Source organism: Pseudazoarcus pumilus (assembly GCF_002872475.1).
Lineage (GTDB): Bacteria > Pseudomonadota > Gammaproteobacteria > Burkholderiales > Rhodocyclaceae > Pseudazoarcus > Pseudazoarcus pumilus.
In genome coordinates this window covers 1,252,307-1,275,959 of sequence record NZ_CP025682.1, presented here as the reverse complement: position 1 = coordinate 1,275,959, position 23,653 = coordinate 1,252,307, and the positions used below count along the sequence as shown (strand labels likewise).

At 67.1% G+C, this 23,653-nt stretch carries 24 protein-coding genes; 4 read left to right on the top strand and 20 right to left on the bottom strand.

Features of this window, described 5'->3' with window-relative positions; genetic code table 11:
- Positions 1–2 precede the first annotated feature (2 nt).
- Positions 3–236 carry a hypothetical protein gene (locus C0099_RS06170; RefSeq protein ID WP_123785221.1) on the bottom strand — a complete coding sequence of 78 codons (234 nt, stop codon included), beginning with the start codon at positions 234–236 and terminating at the stop codon, positions 3–5.
- 149 nt (positions 237–385) lie between these two features.
- Between C0099_RS06170 and C0099_RS06165 the strand changes: the two genes are divergently transcribed.
- Positions 386–1,285, top strand: a complete 900-nt coding sequence (locus C0099_RS06165) for a MerR family transcriptional regulator (protein ID WP_228151664.1) — start codon at positions 386–388, stop codon at positions 1,283–1,285.
- A gap of 40 nt (positions 1,286–1,325) precedes the next feature.
- A complete protein-coding gene (gene rfaE2 / locus C0099_RS06160) occupies positions 1,326–1,811 on the top strand; it encodes a D-glycero-beta-D-manno-heptose 1-phosphate adenylyltransferase (protein ID WP_102248402.1) in 486 nt (161 codons plus the stop codon).
- A gap of 15 nt (positions 1,812–1,826) precedes the next feature.
- On the opposite strand, the gene C0099_RS06155 is transcribed toward rfaE2, so the two are convergent.
- Positions 1,827–2,102: a hypothetical protein gene (locus C0099_RS06155; RefSeq protein ID WP_102246630.1), complete on the bottom strand. Its 276-nt coding sequence runs from the start codon at positions 2,100–2,102 to the stop codon at positions 1,827–1,829.
- Positions 2,103–2,226: 124 nt separating this feature from the next.
- Between C0099_RS06155 and recQ the strand changes: the two genes are divergently transcribed.
- Positions 2,227–4,047, top strand: coding sequence for a DNA helicase RecQ (gene recQ / locus C0099_RS06150; protein ID WP_228151663.1), 1,821 nt, complete (start codon positions 2,227–2,229; stop codon positions 4,045–4,047).
- Positions 4,048–4,058: 11 nt separating this feature from the next.
- Here recQ and msrA read toward each other — a convergent pair whose 3' ends face one another.
- The 15 genes from msrA to C0099_RS06075 all read right to left on the bottom strand — a co-directional run bounded on the left by msrA (position 4,059) and on the right by C0099_RS06075 (position 20,789).
- Complete coding sequence (msrA, locus tag C0099_RS06145) at positions 4,059–4,625, bottom strand: peptide-methionine (S)-S-oxide reductase MsrA (RefSeq protein WP_102246628.1); 567 nt, start codon at positions 4,623–4,625, stop codon at positions 4,059–4,061.
- A gap of 50 nt (positions 4,626–4,675) precedes the next feature.
- Complete coding sequence (locus C0099_RS06140) at positions 4,676–8,335, bottom strand: translocation/assembly module TamB domain-containing protein (RefSeq protein WP_102246627.1); 3,660 nt, start codon at positions 8,333–8,335, stop codon at positions 4,676–4,678.
- Complete coding sequence (trpC, locus tag C0099_RS06135) at positions 8,332–9,129, bottom strand: indole-3-glycerol phosphate synthase TrpC (RefSeq protein ID WP_102246626.1); 798 nt, start codon at positions 9,127–9,129, stop codon at positions 8,332–8,334. Before trpC ends, C0099_RS06140 begins: the two co-directional genes overlap by 4 nt.
- Positions 9,126–10,169, bottom strand: coding sequence for an anthranilate phosphoribosyltransferase (gene trpD / locus C0099_RS06130; RefSeq protein WP_102246625.1), 1,044 nt, complete (start codon positions 10,167–10,169; stop codon positions 9,126–9,128). The genes trpC and trpD overlap by 4 nt, the downstream gene beginning before the upstream one ends.
- Positions 10,170–10,187: 18 nt before the next feature.
- Complete coding sequence (locus tag C0099_RS06125) at positions 10,188–10,763, bottom strand: aminodeoxychorismate/anthranilate synthase component II (protein WP_102246624.1); 576 nt, start codon at positions 10,761–10,763, stop codon at positions 10,188–10,190.
- A 12-nt stretch (positions 10,764–10,775) separates the two neighbouring features.
- Positions 10,776–11,606, bottom strand: a complete 831-nt coding sequence (locus tag C0099_RS06120) for a BKACE family enzyme (protein ID WP_102246623.1) — start codon at positions 11,604–11,606, stop codon at positions 10,776–10,778.
- Positions 11,603–13,009 carry an aspartate aminotransferase family protein gene (locus tag C0099_RS06115; RefSeq protein ID WP_102246622.1) on the bottom strand — a complete coding sequence of 469 codons (1,407 nt, stop codon included), beginning with the start codon at positions 13,007–13,009 and terminating at the stop codon, positions 11,603–11,605. Before C0099_RS06115 ends, C0099_RS06120 begins: the two co-directional genes overlap by 4 nt.
- Before the next feature lie 2 nt (positions 13,010–13,011).
- Positions 13,012–14,499, bottom strand: a complete 1,488-nt coding sequence (gene trpE, locus C0099_RS06110; RefSeq protein WP_102246621.1) for an anthranilate synthase component I — start codon at positions 14,497–14,499, stop codon at positions 13,012–13,014.
- A gap of 202 nt (positions 14,500–14,701) precedes the next feature.
- Positions 14,702–15,367 carry a phosphoglycolate phosphatase gene (gph, locus tag C0099_RS06105; RefSeq protein WP_102246620.1) on the bottom strand — a complete coding sequence of 222 codons (666 nt, stop codon included), beginning with the start codon at positions 15,365–15,367 and terminating at the stop codon, positions 14,702–14,704.
- Positions 15,364–16,059 carry a ribulose-phosphate 3-epimerase gene (gene rpe, locus C0099_RS06100; RefSeq protein WP_102246619.1) on the bottom strand — a complete coding sequence of 232 codons (696 nt, stop codon included), beginning with the start codon at positions 16,057–16,059 and terminating at the stop codon, positions 15,364–15,366. The genes gph and rpe overlap by 4 nt, the downstream gene beginning before the upstream one ends.
- 52 nt (positions 16,060–16,111) lie before the next feature.
- Positions 16,112–16,882: a 3',5'-cyclic-nucleotide phosphodiesterase gene (locus C0099_RS06095; protein ID WP_102246618.1), complete on the bottom strand. Its 771-nt coding sequence runs from the start codon at positions 16,880–16,882 to the stop codon at positions 16,112–16,114.
- A gap of 26 nt (positions 16,883–16,908) precedes the next feature.
- Positions 16,909–17,523, bottom strand: coding sequence for an FHA domain-containing protein (locus C0099_RS06090; protein WP_228151662.1), 615 nt, complete (start codon positions 17,521–17,523; stop codon positions 16,909–16,911).
- Positions 17,524–17,696: 173 nt separating this feature from the next.
- The gene (gene sucD, locus C0099_RS06085) at positions 17,697–18,590 is read right to left on the bottom strand and encodes a succinate--CoA ligase subunit alpha (protein ID WP_102246616.1); all 894 of its coding nucleotides are present in this window, start codon (positions 18,588–18,590) and stop codon (positions 17,697–17,699) included.
- A 12-nt stretch (positions 18,591–18,602) separates the two neighbouring features.
- On the bottom strand, positions 18,603–19,769 hold the full coding sequence (sucC, locus tag C0099_RS06080) for an ADP-forming succinate--CoA ligase subunit beta (protein WP_102246615.1): 1,167 nt from the start codon (positions 19,767–19,769) through the stop codon (positions 18,603–18,605).
- A 270-nt stretch (positions 19,770–20,039) separates the two neighbouring features.
- The gene (locus tag C0099_RS06075) at positions 20,040–20,789 is read right to left on the bottom strand and encodes a Nif3-like dinuclear metal center hexameric protein (RefSeq protein WP_102246614.1); all 750 of its coding nucleotides are present in this window, start codon (positions 20,787–20,789) and stop codon (positions 20,040–20,042) included.
- A gap of 84 nt (positions 20,790–20,873) precedes the next feature.
- On the opposite strand from C0099_RS06075, the gene C0099_RS06070 reads away from it, so the two are divergent.
- Positions 20,874–22,037, top strand: coding sequence for a Do family serine endopeptidase (locus tag C0099_RS06070; RefSeq protein ID WP_102246613.1), 1,164 nt, complete (start codon positions 20,874–20,876; stop codon positions 22,035–22,037).
- Between the two features lie 24 nt (positions 22,038–22,061).
- Here the strand turns inward: C0099_RS06070 and tatC are convergent, their stop codons facing one another.
- The 3 genes from tatC to tatA form a co-directional block, all read right to left on the bottom strand.
- Positions 22,062–22,874, bottom strand: coding sequence for a twin-arginine translocase subunit TatC (gene tatC, locus C0099_RS06065; protein ID WP_408634123.1), 813 nt, complete (start codon positions 22,872–22,874; stop codon positions 22,062–22,064).
- A complete protein-coding gene (tatB, locus tag C0099_RS06060; RefSeq protein ID WP_102246611.1) occupies positions 22,874–23,338 on the bottom strand; it encodes a Sec-independent protein translocase protein TatB in 465 nt (154 codons plus the stop codon). Before tatB ends, tatC begins: the two co-directional genes overlap by 1 nt.
- Positions 23,339–23,417: 79 nt before the next feature.
- Positions 23,418–23,651 (bottom strand): Sec-independent protein translocase subunit TatA, encoded by a 234-nt coding sequence (tatA, locus tag C0099_RS06055; protein ID WP_102246610.1) that lies wholly within the window; start codon positions 23,649–23,651, stop codon positions 23,418–23,420.
- Between the last annotated feature and the right edge of the window lie 2 nt (positions 23,652–23,653).

The following is a 23,653-nucleotide window of genomic DNA, read 5'->3' as shown; positions in this document are numbered from 1 at the left end:
GCTCAGCTTCCGACGCGCTGCAGGTCAGTATTCGCCCGACCCTGCGGCGCACCGTCCTGGGCATGCATCAGCAAGCCATGGCGATGAACGAAAATCTTCAGATCGAGCGGATCATGATGATGTCTGTCCTGGACAGAATCGGAGGGCATCGCCGAAGCAACCGGCATAGCGGCCATCTCCGCGCGCCCCTCTCCGACCAACAAGAACGCACAGGACGCGAGCAGCATGGCCACCATCAACGTGATTCTAGATGTGCTTTGTGAAGGCTTTGAGTTCATAACCTGTCCTAGACAAGATGTGGGTGCAGGCCTAAGATAGAGCCGTCGACACAACAAGTCAAGTCTTTGTCTAGGACAAAATGAATAAAGACGGTCGGAATGAAGTCATGTTGAACATCGCCGCGGTCGAGCGTGATACCGGTCTGGCCAAGGACACATTGCGCGTCTGGGAACGCCGCTACGGCTTCCCCACGCCCATCCGCGACGAGCACGGCAACCGCCTGTACAGCCCCGCCGACGTCGAGAAGCTGCGCATCATCCGGCGCCTGCTCGACCAAGGGCGGCGACCCGCGCGTCTCGTGCGCGCGAGCACGCGCGAACTGCTCGATGCACTGCAGGAGACCGAAGCGCAGAGCGAAGACCATCCGATCGCGGCCGTGCGCGAAGCCGATTTCCTGCAACTGGTAAAGCTTCACCGCAGCATCGAACTGCGTTCGGCGCTGCAGCAGATGCTGCTCAGACACGGGCTTCAGCGCTTCGTCGCGGACACCGTTGCCGAGTTGAACACCGCCGTCGGGCAGGCGTGGATGCGCGGTGAACTCGAAGTGCCCGAAGAGCACCTGTACTCCGAGCAGGTGCAGAACGTGATCCGCAACGCCATCGGCTCGCATCCGGGCGCGGGCGAACGGCCGCGCGTCCTGCTGACAACGTTTCCTGAGGAGTTGCACAGCCTGGGCATCCTGATGGTCGAGGCGATGCTCGCGCCCGAGGGGGCGACCTGCGTGTCCCTGGGCACCCAGACACCGCCGGGCGACATCTGCCGCGCGGCCGTCGACGGACGTTTCGACGTCGTCGCGCTGTCGTTCAGCAGTGCCTATCCGCAGCGCCAGGCCGGCGACGGGCTGGCGCAACTACGTCAGCAGCTGCCTGCCGGAATCGAACTGTGGGCCGGCGGCGCGGGAATCGCGGGCAAGCCGCCGCGCATCGAGGGCGTACGCGTGATCCGCACGCTCGACGAGGCCGTCGACGCCCTGCGCGAGTGGCGCGCCGCACACGCGACGCCCTGAGCGGCTACACTTGGGCGACCCACGTTCGCCCTGCATGCCGATGAGCCCAGCCCCGAGCTTCGAATCCAAGATATGCCCGCCCGACGATTTGCGCACACGCATCGCGCGGCTGCCCCGACCACTCGTGTTCACGAACGGCTGCTTCGACCTCCTGCATCGCGGGCATGTCACCTATCTGGCGCGCGCACGCGATCTGGGCGCGGCGCTGATCGTCGCACTCAACACCGACGCGTCGGTGCGTCGCCTCGGCAAGGGAGAGGATCGGCCAATCAACCCGCTGGCCGACCGCATGGCGGTCATCGCGGCGCTCGCGAGCGTCGATCTGGTGACCTGGTTCGACGAGGACACGCCGATCGAGCGCATCAACGAGATCCGGCCGGAAAGACTGGTCAAGGGCGGGGACTGGTCCCCGGAGAACATCGTCGGCGCAGCGCAGGTGCGCTCCTGGGGCGGCAGCGTGCATTCGATCGCCTTCGAGCATGAACGCTCGACGACAGCATTGCTCAAGAAAGTCAGGAAGGCCTGAGCGCTTGCCCGGACCTCAGCGCGGACCCTGACGATGGCCCGGGTTCTGCTCCCACCACGAAACGCTCATCGGATCGTCGTCGAGGTGGGCGTAGTCGGCGTCATGTTCCTGCAGCAACCGGAAGATGGTCGAGGCATGATCTGGCGGAAAGCCTTGCCGAGTCCCGTCGCGCGAGTCACTCAGCAGATCGAGCAGCAGGTGACGGCACTGCGGCGTGCCCCACATTTCGTCGATCTTCTGCAGGTGAGGGTAGGCGGCGTACAGGTCGGAGGTGTCGGTCTTCGGTTTCATTCTCCGGATTCACTTGTTCTATGACAGATACTGCCGAGGGCACTATCGGACATGATTCGCGACCCGTCAACCAATGTCTGGACCCGTCGAGGACGTTTCTCACGCCCGATGTAGAATCGCGCCGATGAGCCTTGCAACTTCCACTCCGAGCGCACTGCACACGCTCCAGCACGTCTTCGGCTACGCCGCCTTCCGCGGTGAGCAGGAAGCCATCATCGAGCACGTATCGGGCGGCGGCGACGCCCTCGTGCTGATGCCCACCGGCGGTGGCAAGTCGCTGTGCTACCAGATCCCCGCGCTGCTGCGCGAGGGCACGGCGATCGTCGTCTCGCCGTTGATCGCGCTGATGCAGGATCAGGTCAGCGCACTGCGCGAGGCCGGCGTCGCCGCCGCCTATCTGAACTCCAGCCAGTCTGCCGAAGAAATGGCGACGATCACGCAGGCCCTGCTCGCCGGCGAACTCGACCTGCTCTACGTCGCACCCGAACGGCTGCTCGCGGCGCGCACGCTCGGCCTGCTGGAACGCCTGCGCGACCAGCGGCGCATCACCCTGTTCGCGATCGACGAGGCCCACTGCGTGTCGCAATGGGGCCACGATTTCCGCCCCGAATACCTGCAGTTGTCGGTACTGCACGAGCGTTTCGCGGGCGTGCCACGCATCGCGCTGACCGCCACCGCGGATCCGCAGACGCGCGAGGAGATCGTCGTGCGCCTGCGCCTCGAATCCGCGCGCCGCTTCGTTTCGAGTTTCGATCGCCCCAACATCCGCTATCGCATCGAAGACAAGGACAATCCGCGCAACCAGCTGCTGCACTTCCTGCGTGACCACGCCGGAGAGTCCGGCATCGTCTATTGCCTGTCACGACGCAAGGTCGAAGAGACCGCCGCCTGGCTTGCCGATCAGGGCGTCACGGCCCTGCCCTATCACGCCGGACTCGGCAACGACATCCGCGCGCAGAACCAGACCCGCTTCCTGCGCGAAGACGGCATCGTGATGGTCGCCACCATCGCCTTCGGCATGGGCGTGGACAAGCCGGATGTGCGTTTCGTCGCGCATCTGGACCTGCCGCGCTCGATCGAGGGGTACTACCAGGAAACCGGTCGTGCCGGGCGCGACGGCTTGCCGGCCGAAGCGTGGATGACCTGGGGTGCGCAGGATGTGGTGCAGCAGCGTCGCATGATCGACGAATCCGACGGTGCCGAGGACTTCAAGCGCCGCGCCCGCGCACGCCTCGACGCGCTGGTCGGCCTGGTAGAGACCGTCGGCTGCCGGCGTCGCCACCTGCTCACGCATTTCGGCGAGGACTCGTCCGACTGCGGCAACTGCGACAACTGCCTCAATCCGCCGCGCACCTGGGACGCCACCCAGGCCGCACGCAAGGCCCTGTCCTGCGCCTACCGCACCGGTCAGCGCTTTGGCGCCGGGCACCTCATCGACGTGCTGCGCGGCGAGCGCACCGACAAGGTCGGCGAATGGGCACATCATGAGACCAGCACCTTCGGCATCGGCGAGGATCTCGAAGAAAAGACCTGGCGCACACTGTTCCGCCAACTCGTCGCGCGCGGCCTGCTGGCCGTGGACCACGATCGCCACAACGCGCTGGTACTGACCGATGAAGCACGCCCACTGCTGCGCGGCGAGCGCGTCTTCGAAATGCGTATCCCGCCCGAGCGCCGACGCACGCGCCGCGGCGCGCGCCGCCTGCCAGACATTCCGCACGGCGTGCCGCAGACCCTGTTCGACCAGTTGCGCGCGTGGCGCATGGAGACTGCGCGCGAACGCAACGTGCCGGCCTACGTGATCTTCCAGGACGCCACGCTGCGCGAGATCGCCATCGCGCGCCCCGCCTCGCTGGCCGAACTGGCGGCGATCTCGGGCATCGGCGACCGCAAGCTCGAGGCCTACGGCCTGGACATTCTCAAGCTGGTGCAGACGGCCGGCTGAGCCGCGCTCGCTCAGCCGCGGCGCTTGCGCCGTTGCGCAAACTTCTCGCGGAACTTGGCGATCTTGGGCGCCACGACGTACTGGCAGTAAGGCTGATCGGGCTGGTGGCGGAAGAAGTCCTGATGCACGTCCTCGGCCGGCCAGAAGTGCACGCCGGGCTCCTCGACCCGCGTGACGATGGCCGACGGAAACACGCGGTGCTCGCCCAGTTCCTCGATCATCGTCAGCGCCTCGTGCAGTTGCGACTGGCTGGTCGGAAAGATCGCCGAGCGGTACTGCGTGCCGATGTCGTTGCCCTGCCGGTCGAGCGTGGTCGGGTCGTGGATGGTGAAGAAGATCTCGAGCAGGTCGCGGTAGGTGACGAGGCCCGGATCGAACTCGATACGCACGGCCTCGGCATGCCCCGTGCCCCCTTCGCAGACCTCGCGGTATTGCGGATCGTCGACGTGCCCCCCGCAGTAGCCGGACACGACCGAAACCACGCCCTCGACATCGCGGAACACCGCGTCCAGGCACCAGAAGCACCCACCGGCGAGAATCGCCACTTCGACCTGTCCGTGATGCGTCGAATCCGTCATTGCTACCTCCTTGCTGTTTCCTCGCGCGCGACGCGCGCAATGTACGTCCTTCAGCGAAACGTGATCGTATAGAAGATGTCCGCGGCGTTGTCGGTGCCGCCACGCGCAACCAGCGAGATGCGTCGCGTGAGCTGATAGGTCAGCTTGACCAGGCTCTCGGCCCCGCCCAGGCTCTGTTCGAAGGACACGAACAGATCAGGCGAGAGCCGCTTGCCGATCGTAAACACCTGCCCACCGACGTTGCCCTCGCCCACCGCGCGGCCGCCATCGACCACGCTGCTGCTGCGCACGGGCGCACCGCTGTCGGCCTGCCCGATGCCAAACTCGTCGACCCCCAGGCTGCGCGAGAGCTGGTCGGTCATGCCGCCGCCCGGCCCGCCCAGCAGGGCCTGCGCGGCCGGCAGTAGCAGACTCATGTCGGCCCCGCCACCGGCACTGGGCGAGCGCCCCAGGACGATCCAGGAAAGCTTCTCGGGATCGGGCACCTCGGGCGTGGACACCAATCGGATCAATGGACGGCGCGCGCTGCCGGAGACCGCGATGCCGGCCTCGACCGGCAGGCCCTTGCGCAATGCCACCACGTTCAGCCCCGGATTGTCGAGCGGCCCCTGGAAATTGATCAGCCCGCGCTCGATGGTCAGGCTCTGGCCATAGCCCTTGTAGGAGCCGCCGACCGTCGAAATGGTGCCCGTCGCCGCCAGCGGCGAGCCGTCACGCAGGCGCAAGGCCAGCTCACCGGCCAGTCTCGTTTCCAGGCCCAATGCGCTCAGATACAGCGCGTTGCCCAGCGACACCGTCACGTCGGCGCTCACGGCCAGCCCGCCACCGCCGCCGGCTTCGTCCTCTTCACTGCCGACGATCACGACGTCGTCGGACAGCGTCGGCGGCGGCGTCTCGGCGAACTCGACGTAACCGGCGTCGGCACGGAAATCGGCCTGCACGTCAAGCGAAGTCCAGGTGCTTCTCGCCCGCCCCTGTCCCGACAGCAGCAGCCAGCGATCGGGCCGTTGCAGCACCGGCATGCGATCGGCCTCGAAACGGAACTCGCCCTCGCCGCTCGCCAGATCGATCTCGCCGTCGGCCGACAGCCGACCGGGTTCGGCGGTGAGCGCATCGACCGGTACGCGCGCGTCACGCGGGCGCACGCGATTGGGCGTGACGAACTCGAGCTGACGCAGACGCAGGCGGTCGCGTTCGAACTCCGCGCGCAGCGTGCCGCCGGACAGTTGCACGCCGTGCTCGATCAGGGACATGCCCAGATCGCTGCCCGAAATGCGCCCGGTCGCGATCGGCTCGGCGGGCGTGCCGGTGACCGAAAAGGCCGCCTGCAATCGCCCTTCGAGCACCGACTCGTCCTGCATCAGTCGTGACATCCAGGCGATCGAAGGCATGTCGAACTCGATCGATCCGAGCAGCGCGGCATTCGGTGCCAACCGCCAGCCGGCATCCTCATCGCGTTCGGCCAGCGTCGTCAACGAGCCGCTGATGCTGCCCAGCTCGCTGCCGCGCGCATCGATGGATGCGGCGAGACGATCGTCGTTCGCGACGACGACGACTTCCAGCTGTTCCAGCCCGAGTCGTGCCGAGAGTTCGCCGGGCACCGACAGGTCGCCGCCCTCGCGCACGATGCGCATCTGCCCATTAGCGCGCTCGGCAAGCTCGAACTCCCATTCGGCGCCCAGCGTGAGCGGACCGGGCCCGCGTCGGCGACGTTCGCCCTGCTCGACCACCTGCAGGCCGGACAGGCTGCCGCGCAACGTGGTCCGATCCGGCGTCCAGGCGGTCTCGTCGAGCACGATGCGCCCCTTTTCCCCGGCGTCGAAACCCGCACGCCCCATCAACACCTGTTGCGCGGAGGCCTGTAGTTCGGCCGGCGCGAGCAGGCGCAGCGGAAAGCGACCATCGGCTTCGAGCATCGACAGTTCGCCGAGCCAGCGCGGGGCGCCCGGCTGTGCGGTGTCGATGCCGCCACGCAGCGTGAGCACGACCCGATCGTCCTCGGGTGTTGCCACGCTTGCCGTGACGCGGTGCTCGCCGCGCGTGCCGTCGATGCCCAGATCCACGCGTTCGATCCAGGCCTTTTTGGCGTCCGGACCCAACGCATCCAGCGCGATGTCGAGTTCGACGAGGCCGTTTTCACCGGCGCCCAGCCGGCCGTCGGCCGACAGGCTGCGCACGAACACGCCGGGCGCGCTCAGGCGCTCGGCGTTCGCGCGAAGCTCCCCGGCGAGCGCGTCGAGGCCGCCGGTGACGCTTGCAGCCAGTGTTGCGCGACCACCCAGGCCATGGTCCAGCGCGTCAAGTTCGGCGAACTCGGCGTCGACCTCCATGATGTCGTCCGTGCGCCCCCAGGCGCCACGCGCCGTGACCCGGCTGGGTCCGAGCGTGAGGGCGACATCGGCCTCGGGCACGCGCGCGCCGTCGATGCTCAGGGTGCCGGTACCGCCCAGCGCCTGGCCGAGCAAGCGGCTCTCGCCGAAGCGCCAGCGAATCCCCGCACGACCGTCGCTGGCGCCATCGGCATCGAATTCGAGCGCAATGCGTCCGGCCGGGGCAGCGCCATGCAAGGCCGCCGGGTCCAGCCCTTCGATGCGGGCGCTCATGCCGAAGGTCTGCAACACGTCCTCCGCGGCATAGGTGGCGAAGCCGTCACCGACCAGCCGCGCGCCATCGGCCAGTACGAGTTCCATGCGCGCGATGTCGGCATCGCCGAGCGAGGCGTCGATATTCGCGAGCAGCGACTCCAGCGGCAACCGGCCTTCGTCGATGCGACCGGGCACGGCGTTGGTCACGCGTATCTCGCCGGCGAGGCGCTGCGTGGCCGCATCGCCGGCCAGATCGGCGTCGACGTGCAGTCGCGCCGATGGCGCGCCGGCGACGAACATGGACGGGTCGATCTCGCCCACTGCAGCGCGCAATTCGAGCAGCGGCATGGCTGCAAAAGGCGCAACCACCGCGTCCGCCTGGCCCTCGAGGCCGGCGCCGTTTGCCTGTAGACGCAAGCTCAGACGCTCCAGATCACCGGAAATCTGTGCCGCCAGTTCGATGTCGTGTCCATCACGCTGCGTGACCACGCGCACCTCGGCGCCCACCGGGTGCGGGCTGCGCGTGGTGTCGATCGAAGCCAGCGCGGCGATCTGCCCCCACGGCGTGGTCACCGAAAGCGCGTCGATGCGCTGCACACCCAGCGCCCCCGACAGGCGCGCATCGATGTCCGAGAAGGCCAGCGGCTCACGCGCGTCCTGCGCATCCCAAGGCACGATTGCCACGCGTTCGATGGCGATGGCCGCACGCACGGCCACGGGCAATGCGATCTCCGGACGCGTTGGGGAACTGGCGGTGGCGTCCGGATCGGGCCGCGTCGCCACTACGATGCTCGCAGCCGAGAGCAGGTCGATGTCGAGCCGGCCATCGATCAGGGACATCGGGCGCCATGCGAGCGAGAACGCATCGAGCTCGACACGCAGGTCGGGGGTCGCCACGCTGATGCGCTCGGCCGCGAGCGGACCGATCAGCCGCCCCGCCAGCCCTTCGGCCTCGATCGTGATGCCGCTCGTGCGCCGCGCCAGCTCCAGCACTGCGCGCGCACCGGACTCCGTGGCAAGCAGCCAGCCGGCCAGCAGCAGCGGAACGAGAACGATCGTGGCGAGCGCCGCGGCGATGAAGCGCAGCCGGCCGCGGGAGCGTTTGGGAGCCCTGTCCTGCGTCATTCTCCCCGGCCGAACAGCGCACGCAGCGCCGCACCGGGATCATCGGCACGCATGAAGGCCTCGCCGACCAGGAAGGCGTGAACGTCGTTGTCGCGCATGCACGCGACATCCGCCGGACCGAGGATGCCGGATTCGGTCACGACGATGCGATCGGGCGGGATGCGGTCGAGCAAATCGAGGGTGGTCTGCAGGCTCACTTCAAAGGTTCGCAGGTTGCGGTTGTTGATGCCTAGGAGCGGGGTAGACAGCTGCAGGGCGCGGTCGAGTTCCCCGCCGTCGTGCACCTCGACCAGCACGCCCATGCCCAGACTCTGCGCGATGGCCTCGAAATCCATCATCTCGGCCATGTCGAGCGCCGCGGCGATGAGCAGGATGGCGTCCGCCCCCATCGCGCGCGCCTCGAAGATCTGCCAGGCATCGACGATGAAATCCTTGCGCAGCACCGGCAGCGTGCACGCCTCGCGCGCCTCGCGCAGGTATTCGGGCGCACCCTGGAAGAAGTCGCGGTCGGTCAGCACCGACAGACAGGCCGCACCACCGGCGGCATAGCTCGCGGCGATCTCGCCGGGACGGAAATCCTCGCGGATCACGCCCTTGGAGGGGCTGGCCTTCTTGATCTCGGCGATCACCGCCGCCTCGCCCGCGTCGATCTTGGCGCGCATCGCGCCCACGAAGGGACGCGGCGGCGGTGCCTCCTCGGCGCGGCGATGCTGGCGCTCGATCGGCATGTGACGCTGGCCGTCGGCGACCTCGTCGCGCTTGACCGCGAGGATACGTTCGAGGATGTCGCTCATCCCTGCCCCTTCGCGCACGATTGCGTGAAACGCACGAAGTCGTCGAGCTTCGCGCGCGCCGCGCCGCTGGCGATGACCTCTCTCGCGCGCGCAACGCCGGCGCCGATGTCGTCGACCAGATTGGCCGCATACAGGGCGACACCGGCATTGAACACGACGATCTCGCGCGCCGGTCCGTCGCGGTTCTCCAGCGCGCCGAGCAGCATCTCGCGCGAGGCGTCGGCGTCGGCTACACGGATGTTGCGCGTGCCGGCCATCGCCAGGTCGAAGTCCTCGGGGTGGATCTCGTATTCGCTGACCTCGCCGTCCTTCAGTTCGCCAACCCGGGTCGCTGAACCCAGGCTGACCTCGTCCATGCCGTCGAGCCCATGCACGACGAGCACGTGATTGGCGCCCAGGCGCTGCATCACGCGCACCTGAATGCCCACCAGATCGGGATGGAACACGCCCATCAGCGTGTTCGGTGCACCGGCCGGATTGGTCAACGGCCCGAGGATGTTGAAGATGGTGCGCACGCCCATCTCGCGGCGCACCGGGGCGACGTTCTTCATCGCACTGTGGTGATTGGGCGCGAACATGAAGCCCACGCCGGTCGCTTCGACGCACTCGGCGACCTGTTCCGGGCTGAGCGCGAGATTGGCGCCCAGCGCCTCGAGCACGTCGGCCGCGCCCGACTTGGACGACACGCTGCGCCCGCCGTGCTTGGCCACGCGCGCGCCGGCCGCGGCGGCGACGAAGATCGTCGCGGTCGAGATGTTGAAGGTCTGAGAGCCGTCGCCGCCGGTGCCGACCACGTCGAGGAAGTGCTCATGCGGGGGCGCGACCACGACCTTGGTGGCCATCTCGCGCATCACCGTGGCCGCGGCGGTGATCTCGCCGATGGTCTCCTTCTTGACGCGAAGGCCGGTCAGGATCGCTGCGGTCATCAGCGGCGAGACCTCGCCGGCCATGATCTGGCGCATCAGCGAGAGCATCTCGTCGAAGAAGATCTCGCGGTGGTCGATGGTGCGTTGCAGGGCGTCCTGCGCGGTAATGGTCATCGTCTCGGCTCCGTGGGTTCAGGCGGGGACGGTCTCGTCCAGGAAATTCTTCAGCAACTCGTGGCCATGCTCGGTGAGGATGGACTCGGGGTGGAACTGCACGCCCTCGACCGCCAGCGTCTTGTGGCGCACGCCCATGATCTCGCCGTCGTCGGTCCACGCCGTGACCTCGAGGCAGTCGGGCAGGGACTCGCGCTCGATCGCCAGCGAATGGTAGCGCGTGCACACCAGCGGGTCGGGCAGGCCGTGGAACACCCCGCGCCCGTCGTGATGCACGGGCGAGGTCTTGCCGTGCATCAGGCGCCGTGCATGCACGATGCGCCCGCCGAAGGCCGCGCCGATACTCTGGTGGCCCAGACACACGCCGAGAATCGGAATGCGGCCGGCAAACTCGCGGATCGCAGCGACCGAGATGCCGGCCTCGGCCGGCGAGCACGGCCCCGGCGAGATCACGAGCTGCTCCGGCGCGAGTTGCGCGATGCCGGCCACGTCGATCTCGTCGTTGCGGAACACGCGCACGTCGGCGCCCAGTTCGCCGAAGTACTGCACAAGGTTGTAGGTGAAGCTGTCGTAGTTGTCGATCATCAGCAGCATGGTGATTCTCCGTCAGCCGCGCACGCCGAAGGCTTCGCGCACTTCGGTGGGCGTGGCAATCGTGAATCCCAGCGTTCGCAGTACGGTGGCCAGACGGCCCACCTGCTCCGCGTTGTCGGCGAGCGGCTCGCCGCGGGCGTTCACGAGGTTGTTCTCGAAGCCGACACGGCAATGCCCGCCGGCCAGCGCGGCCTGCACCGAACAGGCCAGTTCGGGCGGACCGAAGGCGCACAGTCCCCAGCGCCATCGCGCGGGGATTTCCGGCAGGTAGGCGAGGATGTCGGCCGGGCGGCTGACCGAACCGGCGTAGCGCCCCAGCACCAGCAGCACGAAGGGCTCGGCCTGCGGCAGCCAGCCGCGCGCATGCCAGTCGCGCAGCGTGGCGAGCTCGTCGTGGTTGTAGACGATGTACTGCGGCACGGTTCCCAACTGGGCGAGTTCGGCGAGAAAGTCGCGCGCCGCGTCGCGTTCGGCCTCACTGCCCTCGCCCAGCAGTTCGGTGAGGTTGAGCGACAACATCTCCGGCGCCAGCTCGCGGCCCACGCGCATCATGTCGGCCGGCGCGAATACGCCGACGCGCTCGGTGGTGGGCTGGATCACCAGGTCGCAGGCCTCGCGCACGGTCGCCATGGCCTCGCGGTACAGGCCCGGGTCGAGGCTGTGGCGGGCGTCGCGGTCGCGCACGTGCAGATGCAGCATGGCCGCGCCGGCGTCACGGCAGCGCACCGCCTCGGCGGCGATCTCGGCCGGCGTGAGCGGAATCGCGCGATGGTCCGCCTTGCCGCGCCGCGCGCCGTTGGGCGCGACCATGATGGAGACCGGATGCTCGAATACGGCGCTCATGAGGCGACCTTGGGCACGAGGCGCGCAAGGGTCTGATCGATCGACTTGACCAGCAGCGTGACCAGACGGCCGAGCTGCGCGCGCGTGATGACGAAAGGCGGTGCGATCAGCGCGTGATCGCCGCGGCGCCCGTCCACGGTGCCGCCCATCGGGTAGATCACCAGCCCGTTGTCGAAGGCCGTCTCGCGCAGCACGCGGTGGAAGGCCAGCTCCGGCTCGAACGGCGTCTTGCTGTCGCGATCGGCGACGAACTCGATGCCGACGAACAGGCCGCGTCCGCGGATGTCGCCGACGTGCGGGTGCTCGCCCAGGGCCTCGTGCAGTCGCGCCAGCAGTTCGTCGCCGAGTTTGCGGCTCTTCTCGACCAGACGGTGGGTCTCCATGTATTCGATCACCGCCACGCCGGCCGCGGCGGCCAGCGGGTGTCCCATGTAGGTGTGGCCGTGCTGGAAGATGTGGCGGCGGCTGCTGAAGGTGTCGACGATGCGGTCGTGCACCAGCGTCGCCCCGACCGGCACGAAGCCGGCGGCCAGGCCCTTGGCCAGGCACAGCATGTCGGGCACCACGCCGAACTGGCGGATGGCGTACCACGAGCCGCAGCGCCCCAGCCCGGTCATGACCTCGTCGGCGATGAACAGCACGTCGTACTTGTCGCAGATCTCGCGGATTCGGCGGAAGTAGTCCGGGTGCGGCACCAGCGCACCGGCCGTAGCGCCGACGATGGGCTCCGCGATGAAGGCCGCGACCTTCTCCGGCCCGGCCTCGAGGATGGCGCGCTCCAGATCCTCGGCGCAGTCGATGCCACAGGATTCAGGCTTCTTGTCGTACGGGCAGCGATAGCAGAAGCACGGCGCCACGCGCGGCGCCTTGAACAGCATGGGCTCGTAGATCGCCCGCCTCCAGCGGTTGCCGCCTGCGGCCAGCGCGCCCAGCGTGTTGCCGTGGTAACTCTGGTCGCGGCCAATCACCATCCACTTGTCGGGGCGCCCCATCTGCACCCAGTAGGCGCGCGCGAGCTTCATCGCCGATTCCACCGCCTCCGAGCCGCCGGACACGAAGTAGGCGTGGTTGAGCCCGCCCGGCGCGCGGTCGGTGAGCATCCTGGCGAGCTTTTCCTGCGCGGCATTCGTGAACTGGCTGGTATGCGCGAATTCGACGTGGTCGAGCTGTTCCTTGATGGCCGCGACCACCTCGGGCACGGAGTGGCCCAGCGACGACACCACGGCACCGCCGCAGGCGTCGAGATAGCGTTTCCCGTACTCGTCGTACAGATACGCCCCGTCGCCGCGCGCGACCGTCGGGTAGTAGCTGAACGGATTGCGGTAGAAGACGTGGGTGTCGTCATTGACGTCCGCCTCGGGCGAGACGCCTCTGCGCTTCCTGCGCTGTGCCGGTTCGACCATGATCAGTCCGTCCGCGTGTCGAGTCCCGTCTCGGCCATCTCGGCCGCCCTGAGCATGGCGCGCGCCTTGCTCTGCGTTTCCTGCCATTCGGCGTCGGGGTCGGAGTCGGCGACGATGCCGGCACCGGCCTGAACGTGGATCTGGCCGTCCTTGACGACCGCGGTGCGAATCGCGATCGCCAGATCCATCTCGCCGTGAAAGCCCAGATAGCCGACCGCGCCCGAATAGATGCCGCGCTTGACCGGCTCCATCTCGTCGATGATCTCCATCGCGCGCACCTTGGGCGCGCCCGACACGGTGCCGGCCGGGAAGGTCGCGCGCAGCACGGCCAGCGCATCCAGCCCTGCGCGCAGCCGCCCCTCGACATTGGACACGATGTGCATCACGTGCGAGTAGCGCTCGACGGTGAAGCGCTCGGTGACCTTCACGGTGCCGACCTCGGCCACACGGCCGGCGTCGTTGCGGCCCAGGTCGAGCAGTTGCAGGTGCTCGGCGCATTCCTTCTCGTCGGAGAGCAGTTCGCGCTCGAGCGCCAGATCCTGCTCGGGCGTGGCGCCGCGCCGGCGCGTGCCGGCGATCGGGCGCACCGTGACGCGGCGATCGCCCGTCTCGTCGTCCAGGCGCACGAGGATTTCCGGCGAGGCGCCGACCACATGGAAGTCGCCCAGATCGAAATAGAACATGTAGGGCGACGGGTTGAGCGAGCGGATGGCGCGATACAGGGCCAGCGGGCTGGCCGCGAAGGGTTTGCTCATGCGCTGCGAGAGCACGACCTGCATGATGTCGCCGTCGACGATGTAACGCTTGGCGCGCAGCACCGCACTCTTGAAGGCCTCCTCGCCGAAACTCGACACCGCCGGCGCCGGCTCGGCGCGCACATCCTGCGGAATCGTCACCGGTTCGCGCAATTGTGCGACCAGTTCCGCGAGCCGCTCGCGCGCCGCCGCGTAGGCCCCGTCGCGCGAGGGATCAGCGTACACGACCAGCGTGAGCTTGCCCGACAGGTTGTCGACGATGGCGATTTCCTCCGACAGCAGCAGCACGATGTCGGGGGTGTCGATGGGGTCGGGCTTGTCGCAGCGCGCCAGGCGCGACTCGATGTAGCGCACTGTCTCGTAACCGAAGCAGCCCACCAGACCACCGGCGAAACGCGGCAAGCCGTCGCGCGGCGGCACGTGGATCGCGGCCATGAAGCGCCCGACGAAGGTCAGCGGATCGTCCTCATCGACGCGTTCGACCAGCTTGCCATCGCGAATCAGGCGCGCTTCATGGCCGCGCACCTCGATGCGCGTGGCCGCAGCCAGGCCGATGATGGAATAGCGACCGAAGCGCTCGCCACCCTGCACGGACTCGAGCAGATAGGTATGCGGCGCGTTGGCAAGCTTCAGGTAGATCGACAGCGGCGTGTCGAGGTCGGCGAAGGTCTCGAGCGTCACCGGGATGCGGTTGTAGCCCTCGGCGGCGAGACGGTTGAATTCGAGTTCAGACATGGTGACTCCACAACGGTTGTTCGGTACGGGGGGCGCGCACGCGTTCGGTTGCGCGCGCAACTGCTCAAAGGCCGGTCGGCCAGCGCCAGCCCCGCCAGCGACAAAGCGTCGTCGCGCGGTTCGGCAAATCCCCGTTTGGCACCCGTTTGGCGTGAGTCACGATCGATGATGTTCGGAAAATTGAAGTGGAACGTGCAAGGCCTCAGGCCAGCAATGGCAAGGCTTCACGCGCATCCGATAGTAGCCCATCGCATTCGATGGTGTCCACCGGCATGCCCTCGCTATAGCCGTAGGTGACGAGCAGCACCGGCAAACCCGCCGCGCGGGCGGCCAGCGCGTCGTTGGCCGAGTCGCCGATCATCAGCGCGCTCGCCACGCCGAGGCGCTCGCAGGCGTGATGCAGCATGGCCGGATCGGGCTTCTTCACCGGCAGGGTATCGCCACTGACCACCAGCGCGAAGTACGGCGCAAGCCCGGTGCGCTCGAGCAGCGGCAGCGTGAAGGCCTCGGGCTTGTTGGTCACGCAGGCCAGCGGCAGGCCGCGTGCGCGCAGCGCCTCGAGCGTGTCGAGCACGCCGGGAAAGACCCGGCTGTGGACGCCGTTGACGACCGCATAGTGACGACGGAACACGGCGATCGCCGCTTCGATCTCGGCATCGGTCGCCTGCGTACCCACGGTCATGCAGCGCGTCACCAGCGTCGGGATGCCACGGCCGACGAAACGGCGGATCTCGTCGATGTCGCGCGGCGGCCGGCCCAGTTCGGCGAGCATGCGATTGGCCGTCTCGTGGATGTCGGGCAGCGAATCGACCAGCGTGCCGTCCAGATCGAAGAGCACGGCCTCGACCGCGAAGCGCGCTGCGCTCACGCGCTCGCCTTCGCCAGTTCCCCGCGCAGCGCGGCGATCACGCTGTCGTAGCGGTGCGGGTCGGTGGGCGACGCGGCGCCGAACACCGCCGAGCCGGCGACGAAGGTGTCGGCGCCGGCGCGCGCGATCTCGCCGATATTGTCGACCTTCACCCCGCCGTCGACTTCGAGCAGGATGTGGCGGCCCGACTCGCGCTCGTAGGCGTCGAGCCGCGCGCGCGTCTCGCGCAGCTTGGCGAGCGTTCCGGGGATGAACTTCTGCCCGCCGAAGCCCGGGTTGACGCTCATCAGCAGCACGACGTCGATGCGCTCCATGACATGGTCGAGATGATGCAGCGGCGTGGCCGGATTGAACACCAGGCCGGCCTGACAGCCGTGCTCGCGGATCAGCGCGAGACTGCGGTCGACGTGATCGGACGCTTCGGGGTGGAAGGTGATGACGTTCGCGCCAGCCCTGGCGAAATCGGGAATGATGCGATCGACGGGCTTGACCATCAGGTGCACGTCGATGGGCGCGCTGGTATGCGGCCGGATCGCCTCGCACACCAGCGGGCCGACCGTCAGGTTGGGCACGTAATGGTTGTCCATCACGTCGAAATGGATCCAGTCGGCGCCGGAGGCGACGACGTCGCGGACTTCCTCGCCCAGGCGCGCGAAATCGGCGGACAGGATACTGGGGGCGATGCGGAACATCGGCGGCTCCTTGTTTCGGAAGCCGCGATTCTACCGCAGCACCCCGATCCCCTCAGAACTCGAGCACGTCGCCGCGACACAGCTGTCGCGTGGCGAGCCGCGCGGCGTGTCCGCGGATCTGCGACAGGATGCGCTCGGCCGCACCGGGCTTGAGGTGACACACATGCACCTGCGGCGAGGAGCGGATCGCGTCGAGCACGCCGGTCAGCGTCTGCGGACAAAGATGGCTGGAGGCTTCGGCGAGTGCATGCTGTTCGTCGGCGAAGGCTGTCTCGATGACCAGATGGCGCAAGTCCTCGACGGCATTGATCGCGTCGACGAAGCCCGGCTCGAAAGCGGTATCGCCGCTGAACACCAGACGCCCCGCACCACTGTCCAGGCACCAAGCCAGCGCCGGTACGCCATGGTAGGCCGGCAGCGCCGTGACGCGGCGCCCGGCGCCGATGTCCACGCTCTCGCCGACAGCAACCGGGGTGAGGCTCAACGCCGGTGCCGCGGGACTGGGCAGGCGCGTGAAGTCAGGCCACATCGTGCCGTTGAAGACGTGCTGCGCAAGTGCCTCCAAGGTGCCTTGCGCGGCGAACACGCGAACCGGCGAATCGCGCCCACAGGCCACCGAATCGGCCAGCAACGGGAGCATCGCGACGTGATCGAGATGCGCGTGGGTGACGAACACACGATCGATGCGCCGCAACTCGTCAAGGCTCAGGTCGCCCACGCCCGTGCCGCAGTCGATGAGCGTGTCGTCATCGACCAGAAAGGACGTCGTGCGTCCGTCCACACCACCGATTCCGCCACTGCAACCGAGCACCGTGAAGCGCATGGCGACCGTCTCCGCTAGGCGCACGCTCAGGCGCGCTGTTGAAATTCCATGCGCACGCCGGCGAGCTCGATCACCGCGCGCTCGCCCGGCGCCCGCGCGTCGCCATCGACGACGACACCATCGACGCGCGGACGTGCGCCGTCGATCGGCAGAATCACGTAGCCGTCGCGGCGACGCAGGATCGCGGCGACCTCCCCGCCCGGACTCCCCAGCGTCGTGCGCGCCTTGAGCAGCGCCAGTTCACGCCCGGCGTGCGGGCCGTCGAGCACTCGCACGCGCGCGCTCACGCTCGGGGGGGTATCGGGCTCGCTGACCCCGCGCGCGGGCGCCTCCGGCGCGCGACGACGACCCAGTTCGAGCGCCGAGGGCGCATCGGCCGGCGCGACGAAGCGCAGCCGGTATTTGCCCAGTTCGACGATGTCGCCGTCGGCCAGCACGCGTCGCGTCACCGGCCTGCCGTTGACGCTGGTGCCGTTGGTGGAATCCAGATCCTCGAGAAAGGCGTCACCGAGAATGGTCGTGATGCGCGCGTGTTCTCCGCTGATCGAGAAATCCTCGATGCGCACGTCGTTGTGCGCCTTGCGTCCGATCGTCAGGTGTTCGCGATCGAGCAAGATCTCGCGCAGGACCAGACCGTCCATGCTGAGGATCAGCCGAGGGTGCGCAGTGCGAGGGGGCGGGACGACAGACGACATGCAACGATTCTAGACCCGCTTGGCAACGCTGCCGCATGCGCTTTTGCGGCGGTGCGGAAAAAGTGCGCAAAAAAACGCCGGTCGAAACCGGCGTTCTTCAGCGTGAGCCGCAGGATCGATCAGATCAGCGACTTGAGCAGCTTGCCCATCACGGACGGGTCGCGCGTGATCTTGAAACCGGACTCTTCCATGATCGCCAGCTTGGCGTCGGCCGTGTCCTCGCCGCCCGAGATCAGCGCGCCGGCGTGGCCCATGCGCTTGCCCGCGGGTGCGGTCACACCGGCGATGAAGCCGACCACCGGCTTGCTCATGTTCTCCTTGCACCAGCGCGCGGCAGTGGCCTCGTCCGGGCCGCCGATCTCGCCGATCATGATGACGGCGTCGGTGTCCGGGTCGTCGTTGAACATCTGCATGACGTCGATGTGCTTGAGACCGTTGACCGGGTCGCCGCCGATGTTGACCACGGTCGACTGGCCCAGACCGACATCCGACAGCTGGGACGCGGCTTCATAGGTCAGCGTGCCCGAACGCGACACGACGCCGATGCGGCCCTTCTTGTGGATGTGACCCGGCATGATGCCGATCTTCAACTCTTCGGGCGTAATCACGCCCGAGCAGTTGGGGCCGATCAGCAGCGTGCGCTTGCCGCCCGCGGCTTCCTTGGCGCGCATCTTGTTGCGCACCATCAGCATGTCGCGCACCGGGATGCCTTCGGTGATGCAGATCACGAGGTCGAGATCGGCATCGACGGCTTCCTGAATGGCAGCGGCGGCACCCGCCGGCGGCACGTAAATGACCGAGGCGGTCGCGCCGGTGGCGGACTTGGCGTCGGCAACCGAACCGAAGATGGGAATGTCCATCAGCGACTCGCCGGCCTTCTTGGGGTTCACGCCGGCCACGAAGCAGTTCTTGCCGTTGGCGTACTCGACGCACTTCTCGGTGTGGAACTGGCCGGTCTTGCCGGTCATGCCCTGGGTGATGACCTTGGTGTCCTTGTTGATCAGGATCGACATTCGGTTGCTCCTTTACTTGCCCTTGACCGCGTTGACGATCGCGGTCGCGGCTTCAGCCATGGTGTCGGCGGAGATGATCGGCAGGCCCGACTCGGCCAGAATCTTCTTGCCGAGGTCTTCGTTGGTGCCCTTCATGCGAACCACCAGCGGCACTTTCAGATCAACTTCGCGCGCAGCCGTGACCACGCCGTTGGCGATGGTGTCGCAGCGCATGATGCCGCCGAAAATGTTGACCAGGATGCCCTTGACCTTGGGGTTCTTGAGCATGATGGTGAAAGCCGCCGTGACCTTCTCGATGGTGGCACCGCCGCCCACATCGAGGAAGTTGGCCGGCTCGCCGCCGAACAGCTTGATGGTGTCCATGGTGGCCATAGCCAGGCCGGCGCCGTTGACCATGCAGCCGATGTCGCCGTCGAGGCTGATGTAGGCCAGGTCGTACTTGGAGGCCTCGATCTCCTGCGCGTCCTCTTCATCCATGTCGCGGTAAGCGACGATGTCTTCGTGGCGGAACAGCGCGTTGGAATCGAAATCGAACTTGGCGTCCAGCGCCTTGACCGTGCCGTCGCCCTCGCGGATCAGCGGGTTGATTTCCGCCAGCGAAGCGTCGGTGTCCATGTAGCAGGTGTAGAGCTTCTTGAGCGCATCGATGGCGTTTGCGCGCGCCTCGGCCGGCATGCCGATGCCGTCAGCCAGCTCGCCCGCCTTCGCGTCGGTCAGCCCTTCGAGCGGATCAACGAAGACCTTGATGATCTTCTCCGGCGTCTTTTCGGCGACTTCCTCGATATCCATGCCGCCCTCGGAGGACCCCATGATGACGACCTTCTGGCTGGCACGATCGGTCAGCGCAGCAACGTAGTACTCGTGCTGGATGTCGGCACCTTCCTCAACGAGCAGACGACGCACTTTCTGCCCTTCGGGGCCGGTCTGGTGAGTGACGAGCTGCATGCCTAGGATCGCATCGGCGTGCTCCCGCACTTCAGCAGGCGACTTGGCGAGCTTGACGCCGCCGCCCTTGCCGCGGCCACCGGCGTGGATCTGCGCCTTGACGACCCAGATCTTGCCGCCCAGCTCTTCGGCGGCCTTGACCGCCTCGTCGACGGAGAAACAAGGAATGCCCTTGGGCGTGATGATGCCGAACTTCCTCAGCAGTTCTTTTGCCTGGTACTCATGAATTTTCATGTTTGCCCTTCGATCGAAGTTGCGGTCCCTGTCGGGCCGCGAACGGTTGATGGGACGAAGCGGATTTTCTCGTATGTGGCGGAAGACGTCGTCGGATACCGACCCCTCCTGCGGCACTGCCTGATGGGCAGCCCCCTGTCGTGACTCGTCCCCGGGTCGGGGATTTTCGTCGCCAAGAACCGCGCAGTTTATAACGGCAATCGGATTGTGGAAATCCCGTATACGCCCGAAGACCCTGCATTGCGCAGCGCAACATCTCCATTCATTGCGTCAGACCGGGTTGTCGACATCGACGAACGACACCTCCAGGCCGAACTCCTGCGCAAGGTAATCGCCCAGCGCGCGAATCCCGTAACGTTCCGTCGCGTGGTGCCCAGCGCCGATATACGGAACACCGGACTCGCGCGCGAGGTGCACGGTCGGCTCCGAGATCTCGCCCGAGACGTAGGCATCCGCGCCTGCGGCAATGGCCTGCTCGAAGAATCCCTGGGCCGCTCCGGTGCACCAAGCGATGCGCTGCACCATGCGCGATTCGTCGCCGACGAGCAGTGGCTCGCGCCCGAGAAGGCGTCCCAGCGAGGCCGCGAGCTCGCCTGCGCTCGTCGGCGCAGCGGGGCGTCCCAGCCAGCCCAATTGCTGGTCGCCAAAACGCGCCGGCTCCGCAATCCAGTCGGCCAGGCGCGCCAGTTGCGCGTTGTTGCCCAGTTCTGGATGGGCGTCGAGCGGCAGGTGGTAGCCGAACAGCGAGATGTCGTTCTTCAGCAATGTACCGATGCGGCGCTTGCGAACGCCGATGATGCGCCCGTCCTCGCCACGCCAGAACCAGCCGTGATGGACGAAGATCGCATCGACGCCCTGCTCGACTGCGTGATCGAGCAGCGCCTGACTCGCGGTCACGCCGCATAGCACGCGGCGCACCTCGGGGCGTCCTTCCACTTGCAGCCCGTTTGGGCAATAATCGCGGAAGCTCGCAACGTCGAGCAGCGCATCCACGTATTCCTGCAATTCGGTCAGTCGCATCGTTCCTCCGCGGCAGTGTTCCGACACCGATGATACCGGAGCGGCCTCGCCGTCTGGACCCGTGCCACCGGGGGTTCCCGTTTCATGCATCGTCTCTGGTTGATCTTCGCCCAGGCCGTCACCGTCGCCGTCGCCGTCCTGTTCGTACTCGACACCCTCAAGCCGGGATGGGTCAATGGCGCGCCGCGCTCGGCCGTGGTGACGGTACGAGAGGCTCCGGCCACGCGCGTGGCCGCCTCCGGCGCGGGGGCGAACGCATCCTACGCCGATGCCGCGGCACGCTCGATGCCGGCCGTCGTACATGTGTTCACGCGCAGCGTCGTTGAAGCCCCGACTCACCCGCTGCTCGACGATCCGCTGTTCCGCCGCTTCTTCGGTGCGCCGCCGGGCGGCGGCCCGCGTCAGCAGACCTCGGGGCTGGGCTCCGGGGTGATCGTCAGCGACGATGGCTACATTCTCACCAACAATCACGTCGTCGAGGCCGCGGACCAGATCCAGGTGGCACTCAACGACGGCCGCAAGTTCCCGGCCCGCGTGGTCGGACTCGATCCCGAATCCGATCTGGCCGTGCTGCGCATCGATGATGTCGACAACCTGCCGGCGATCACTTTCGCGCCGCAGGGCGAACCGCAGGTCGGCGACGTCGTGCTGGCCATCGGAAACCCCTTCGGCGTCGGCCAGACCGTGACCATGGGCATCGTCTCTGCGCTCGGTCGCTCACGTCTGGGGATCAACACCTTCGAGGATTACATCCAGACCGACGCGGCGATCAATCCGGGGAACTCCGGCGGTGCGCTGGTCGATGCCGGTGGCAATCTGGTCGGCATCAACACCGCGATCTATTCCCGCTCGGGTGGCTCGCTGGGCATCGGATTCGCCATTCCAGCCCGTCTCGCGCGCGGCGTATTCGACCAGATCGTCGCCAACGGCCAGGTCACGCGCGGATGGATCGGGGTCGAGCTGCAGGCACTCACACCCGATCTGAGCGAATCCTTCGGGCTTGATGACGCCAGCGGCGCAGTGATCGCCGGCGTGCTGCGCGGCAGTCCCGCAGAACGCGGCGGGCTGCGCCCGGGCGATGTGCTGACCTCGGTCGAAGACCGGCCGGTCGAAGATCCACGCAGCGTTCTCGACTCGATCGCTCGACTGCCGCCGGGGCACCGCGCACGCCTTGAACTGTTGCGCGGCGGTGAGCCAATCGAACTGTCGGTGGAGATCGACCGCCGGCCGACACCGGGCGGACGCTGAGCAGCGACCCCGCCCGCGCCTGCCTCACTTGGGCTTTTCGGCTTCCTCGATGCGGTCCAGTTCGCTGTCCAGATCCTGCTCGCTCGGCGCCGCATAGGGCGTCTCGTCCAGACCCTTTTCCTCACGCTTCCTGGCGAACATGCGCGCCAGGAAGATGCCGACCTCGTAGAGCACGATCATCGGCACGGCGAGCATGAACTGCGAGATCACATCCGGTGGTGTGATCACGGCCGCGATCACGAAGGCGCCGACGATGACGTAGGGACGTGCCTCCTTGAGCGCCTGAATGCTGACCATGCCCGCACCCGCGAGCAGGATGACCACCACCGGCACCTCGAAGGTCAGGCCGAAGGCGATGAACAAGGTCATCACGAAAGACAGGTACTGTTCGATGTCCGGCGCCACCATGATGCTCTTGGGCGCGAATTCGTAGATGAACTTGAAGACGGTCTGGAACACGAAGAAATAGCAGAACGCCATCCCCGCAAGAAACAGCAGCGTCGTACCCACGACCAGCGGCAGACCGATGCGCTTCTCGTGCGAGTACAGCCCCGGCGCGATGAACGCCCACACCTGGTGCAGCACGTAGGGCAAGGCGATGAGAAAGGCCGCCAGCAAGGTGACCTTGATCGGCACGAAGAACGGCGTGACCACGCCGGTGGCGATCATGTTCGTGCCTGCGGGCAGCGTGTTCATCATCGGCAGCGCGAGGATGTCGTAGATGTCGCTGGCCCAGGGCATCAGGGCGATGAAGACGACGAGCATCGCAACGACGGCCCGCAGCAAACGATCGCGCAACTCGACCAGATGGGAGATGAAGGTGTCTTCCACAGGCATCAACTCCCGCTGCGTCCGCTCTCGGGCCGGGACTCCCCCGACACCGACGGATCGGTCGCAGGCGATTCATCCGCAACGCCCGGTGCGGGTGCCGCCGGCTCGGCCGGCCAGGCCTCGCTCGCGCTCGGCGCCGGAGTCATCGGCGGGCCAGCGGGGGCGTCGTCCTCGATGCTCTTGCGTACCTCGGAGGTCGTCTGGCGGAATTCAGATTCCACGCTGTCGGCCTGCTGGCGCACCGAGGACTCGAGATCGCGTGCCTGATCCTTGACCTGTTCCTGCAGTTTCTTGAGTTCCTCGAGCTGCATCTCGCGCGACACATCGGCCTTCACGTCGGAGACGTAGCGCTGCATGCGCCCGAGCAGGTGACCGACGGTGCGCGCGACCTTGGGAAGACGTTGCGGGCCGACCACGATGAGGGCGACGACCGCAACGAGGAGCATCTCGGAAAAGCCGAAATCGAACATGCAATGAAATCCGCGAAACCGGCGACGGCGGTCGCCACGCTAACGGGCCGCCGGACGGCGACCCGGGGCAGGCCAATGATCAGGAATTGACCTTGTCGGACTTCTCCTTGACCTCGGCGTCGAGGGTGTCGGAATCCGCGATGCGGTTGGTGTTGTTGTCTTCGGCCGGCGTCTCGGCCTCCTTCATGCCCTGCTTGAAGCCCTTGACCGCACCGCCCAGGTCGGAGCCCACGTTGCGCAGCTTCTTGGTGCCGAAGACCAGCAGGACGATCACCAGGACGACCAGCCAGTGCCAGATGCTGAAAGAACCCATTA

Excerpts from the sequence above, each read along its gene's own strand:
- C0099_RS06170 (WP_123785221.1), bottom strand. The coding sequence starts at position 236 with ATGGTGGCCATGCTGCTCGCGTCCTGTGCGTTCTTGTTGGTCGGAGAG.
- C0099_RS06165 (WP_228151664.1), top strand. The coding sequence starts at position 386 with ATGTTGAACATCGCCGCGGTCGAGCGTGATACCGGTCTGGCCAAGGAC.
- rfaE2 (WP_102248402.1), top strand. The coding sequence starts at position 1,326 with ATGAGCCCAGCCCCGAGCTTCGAATCCAAGATATGCCCGCCCGACGAT.
- C0099_RS06155 (WP_102246630.1), bottom strand. The coding sequence starts at position 2,102 with ATGAAACCGAAGACCGACACCTCCGACCTGTACGCCGCCTACCCTCAC.
- recQ (WP_228151663.1), top strand. The coding sequence starts at position 2,227 with ATGAGCCTTGCAACTTCCACTCCGAGCGCACTGCACACGCTCCAGCAC.
- msrA (WP_102246628.1), bottom strand. The coding sequence starts at position 4,625 with ATGACGGATTCGACGCATCACGGACAGGTCGAAGTGGCGATTCTCGCC.
- C0099_RS06140 (WP_102246627.1), bottom strand. The coding sequence starts at position 8,335 with ATGACGCAGGACAGGGCTCCCAAACGCTCCCGCGGCCGGCTGCGCTTC.
- trpC (WP_102246626.1), bottom strand. The coding sequence starts at position 9,129 with ATGAGCGACATCCTCGAACGTATCCTCGCGGTCAAGCGCGACGAGGTC.
- trpD (WP_102246625.1), bottom strand. The coding sequence starts at position 10,169 with ATGACCATTACCGCGCAGGACGCCCTGCAACGCACCATCGACCACCGC.
- C0099_RS06125 (WP_102246624.1), bottom strand. The coding sequence starts at position 10,763 with ATGCTGCTGATGATCGACAACTACGACAGCTTCACCTACAACCTTGTG.
- C0099_RS06120 (WP_102246623.1), bottom strand. The coding sequence starts at position 11,606 with ATGAGCGCCGTATTCGAGCATCCGGTCTCCATCATGGTCGCGCCCAAC.
- C0099_RS06115 (WP_102246622.1), bottom strand. The coding sequence starts at position 13,009 with ATGGTCGAACCGGCACAGCGCAGGAAGCGCAGAGGCGTCTCGCCCGAG.
- trpE (WP_102246621.1), bottom strand. The coding sequence starts at position 14,499 with ATGTCTGAACTCGAATTCAACCGTCTCGCCGCCGAGGGCTACAACCGC.
- rpe (WP_102246619.1), bottom strand. The coding sequence starts at position 16,059 with ATGTTCCGCATCGCCCCCAGTATCCTGTCCGCCGATTTCGCGCGCCTG.
- C0099_RS06095 (WP_102246618.1), bottom strand. The coding sequence starts at position 16,882 with ATGCGCTTCACGGTGCTCGGTTGCAGTGGCGGAATCGGTGGTGTGGAC.
- C0099_RS06090 (WP_228151662.1), bottom strand. The coding sequence starts at position 17,523 with ATGGACGGTCTGGTCCTGCGCGAGATCTTGCTCGATCGCGAACACCTG.
- sucD (WP_102246616.1), bottom strand. The coding sequence starts at position 18,590 with ATGTCGATCCTGATCAACAAGGACACCAAGGTCATCACCCAGGGCATG.
- sucC (WP_102246615.1), bottom strand. The coding sequence starts at position 19,769 with ATGAAAATTCATGAGTACCAGGCAAAAGAACTGCTGAGGAAGTTCGGC.
- C0099_RS06075 (WP_102246614.1), bottom strand. The coding sequence starts at position 20,789 with ATGCGACTGACCGAATTGCAGGAATACGTGGATGCGCTGCTCGACGTT.
- C0099_RS06070 (WP_102246613.1), top strand. The coding sequence starts at position 20,874 with ATGCATCGTCTCTGGTTGATCTTCGCCCAGGCCGTCACCGTCGCCGTC.
- tatC (WP_408634123.1), bottom strand. The coding sequence starts at position 22,874 with ATGCCTGTGGAAGACACCTTCATCTCCCATCTGGTCGAGTTGCGCGAT.
- tatB (WP_102246611.1), bottom strand. The coding sequence starts at position 23,338 with ATGTTCGATTTCGGCTTTTCCGAGATGCTCCTCGTTGCGGTCGTCGCC.
- tatA (WP_102246610.1), bottom strand. The coding sequence starts at position 23,651 with ATGGGTTCTTTCAGCATCTGGCACTGGCTGGTCGTCCTGGTGATCGTC.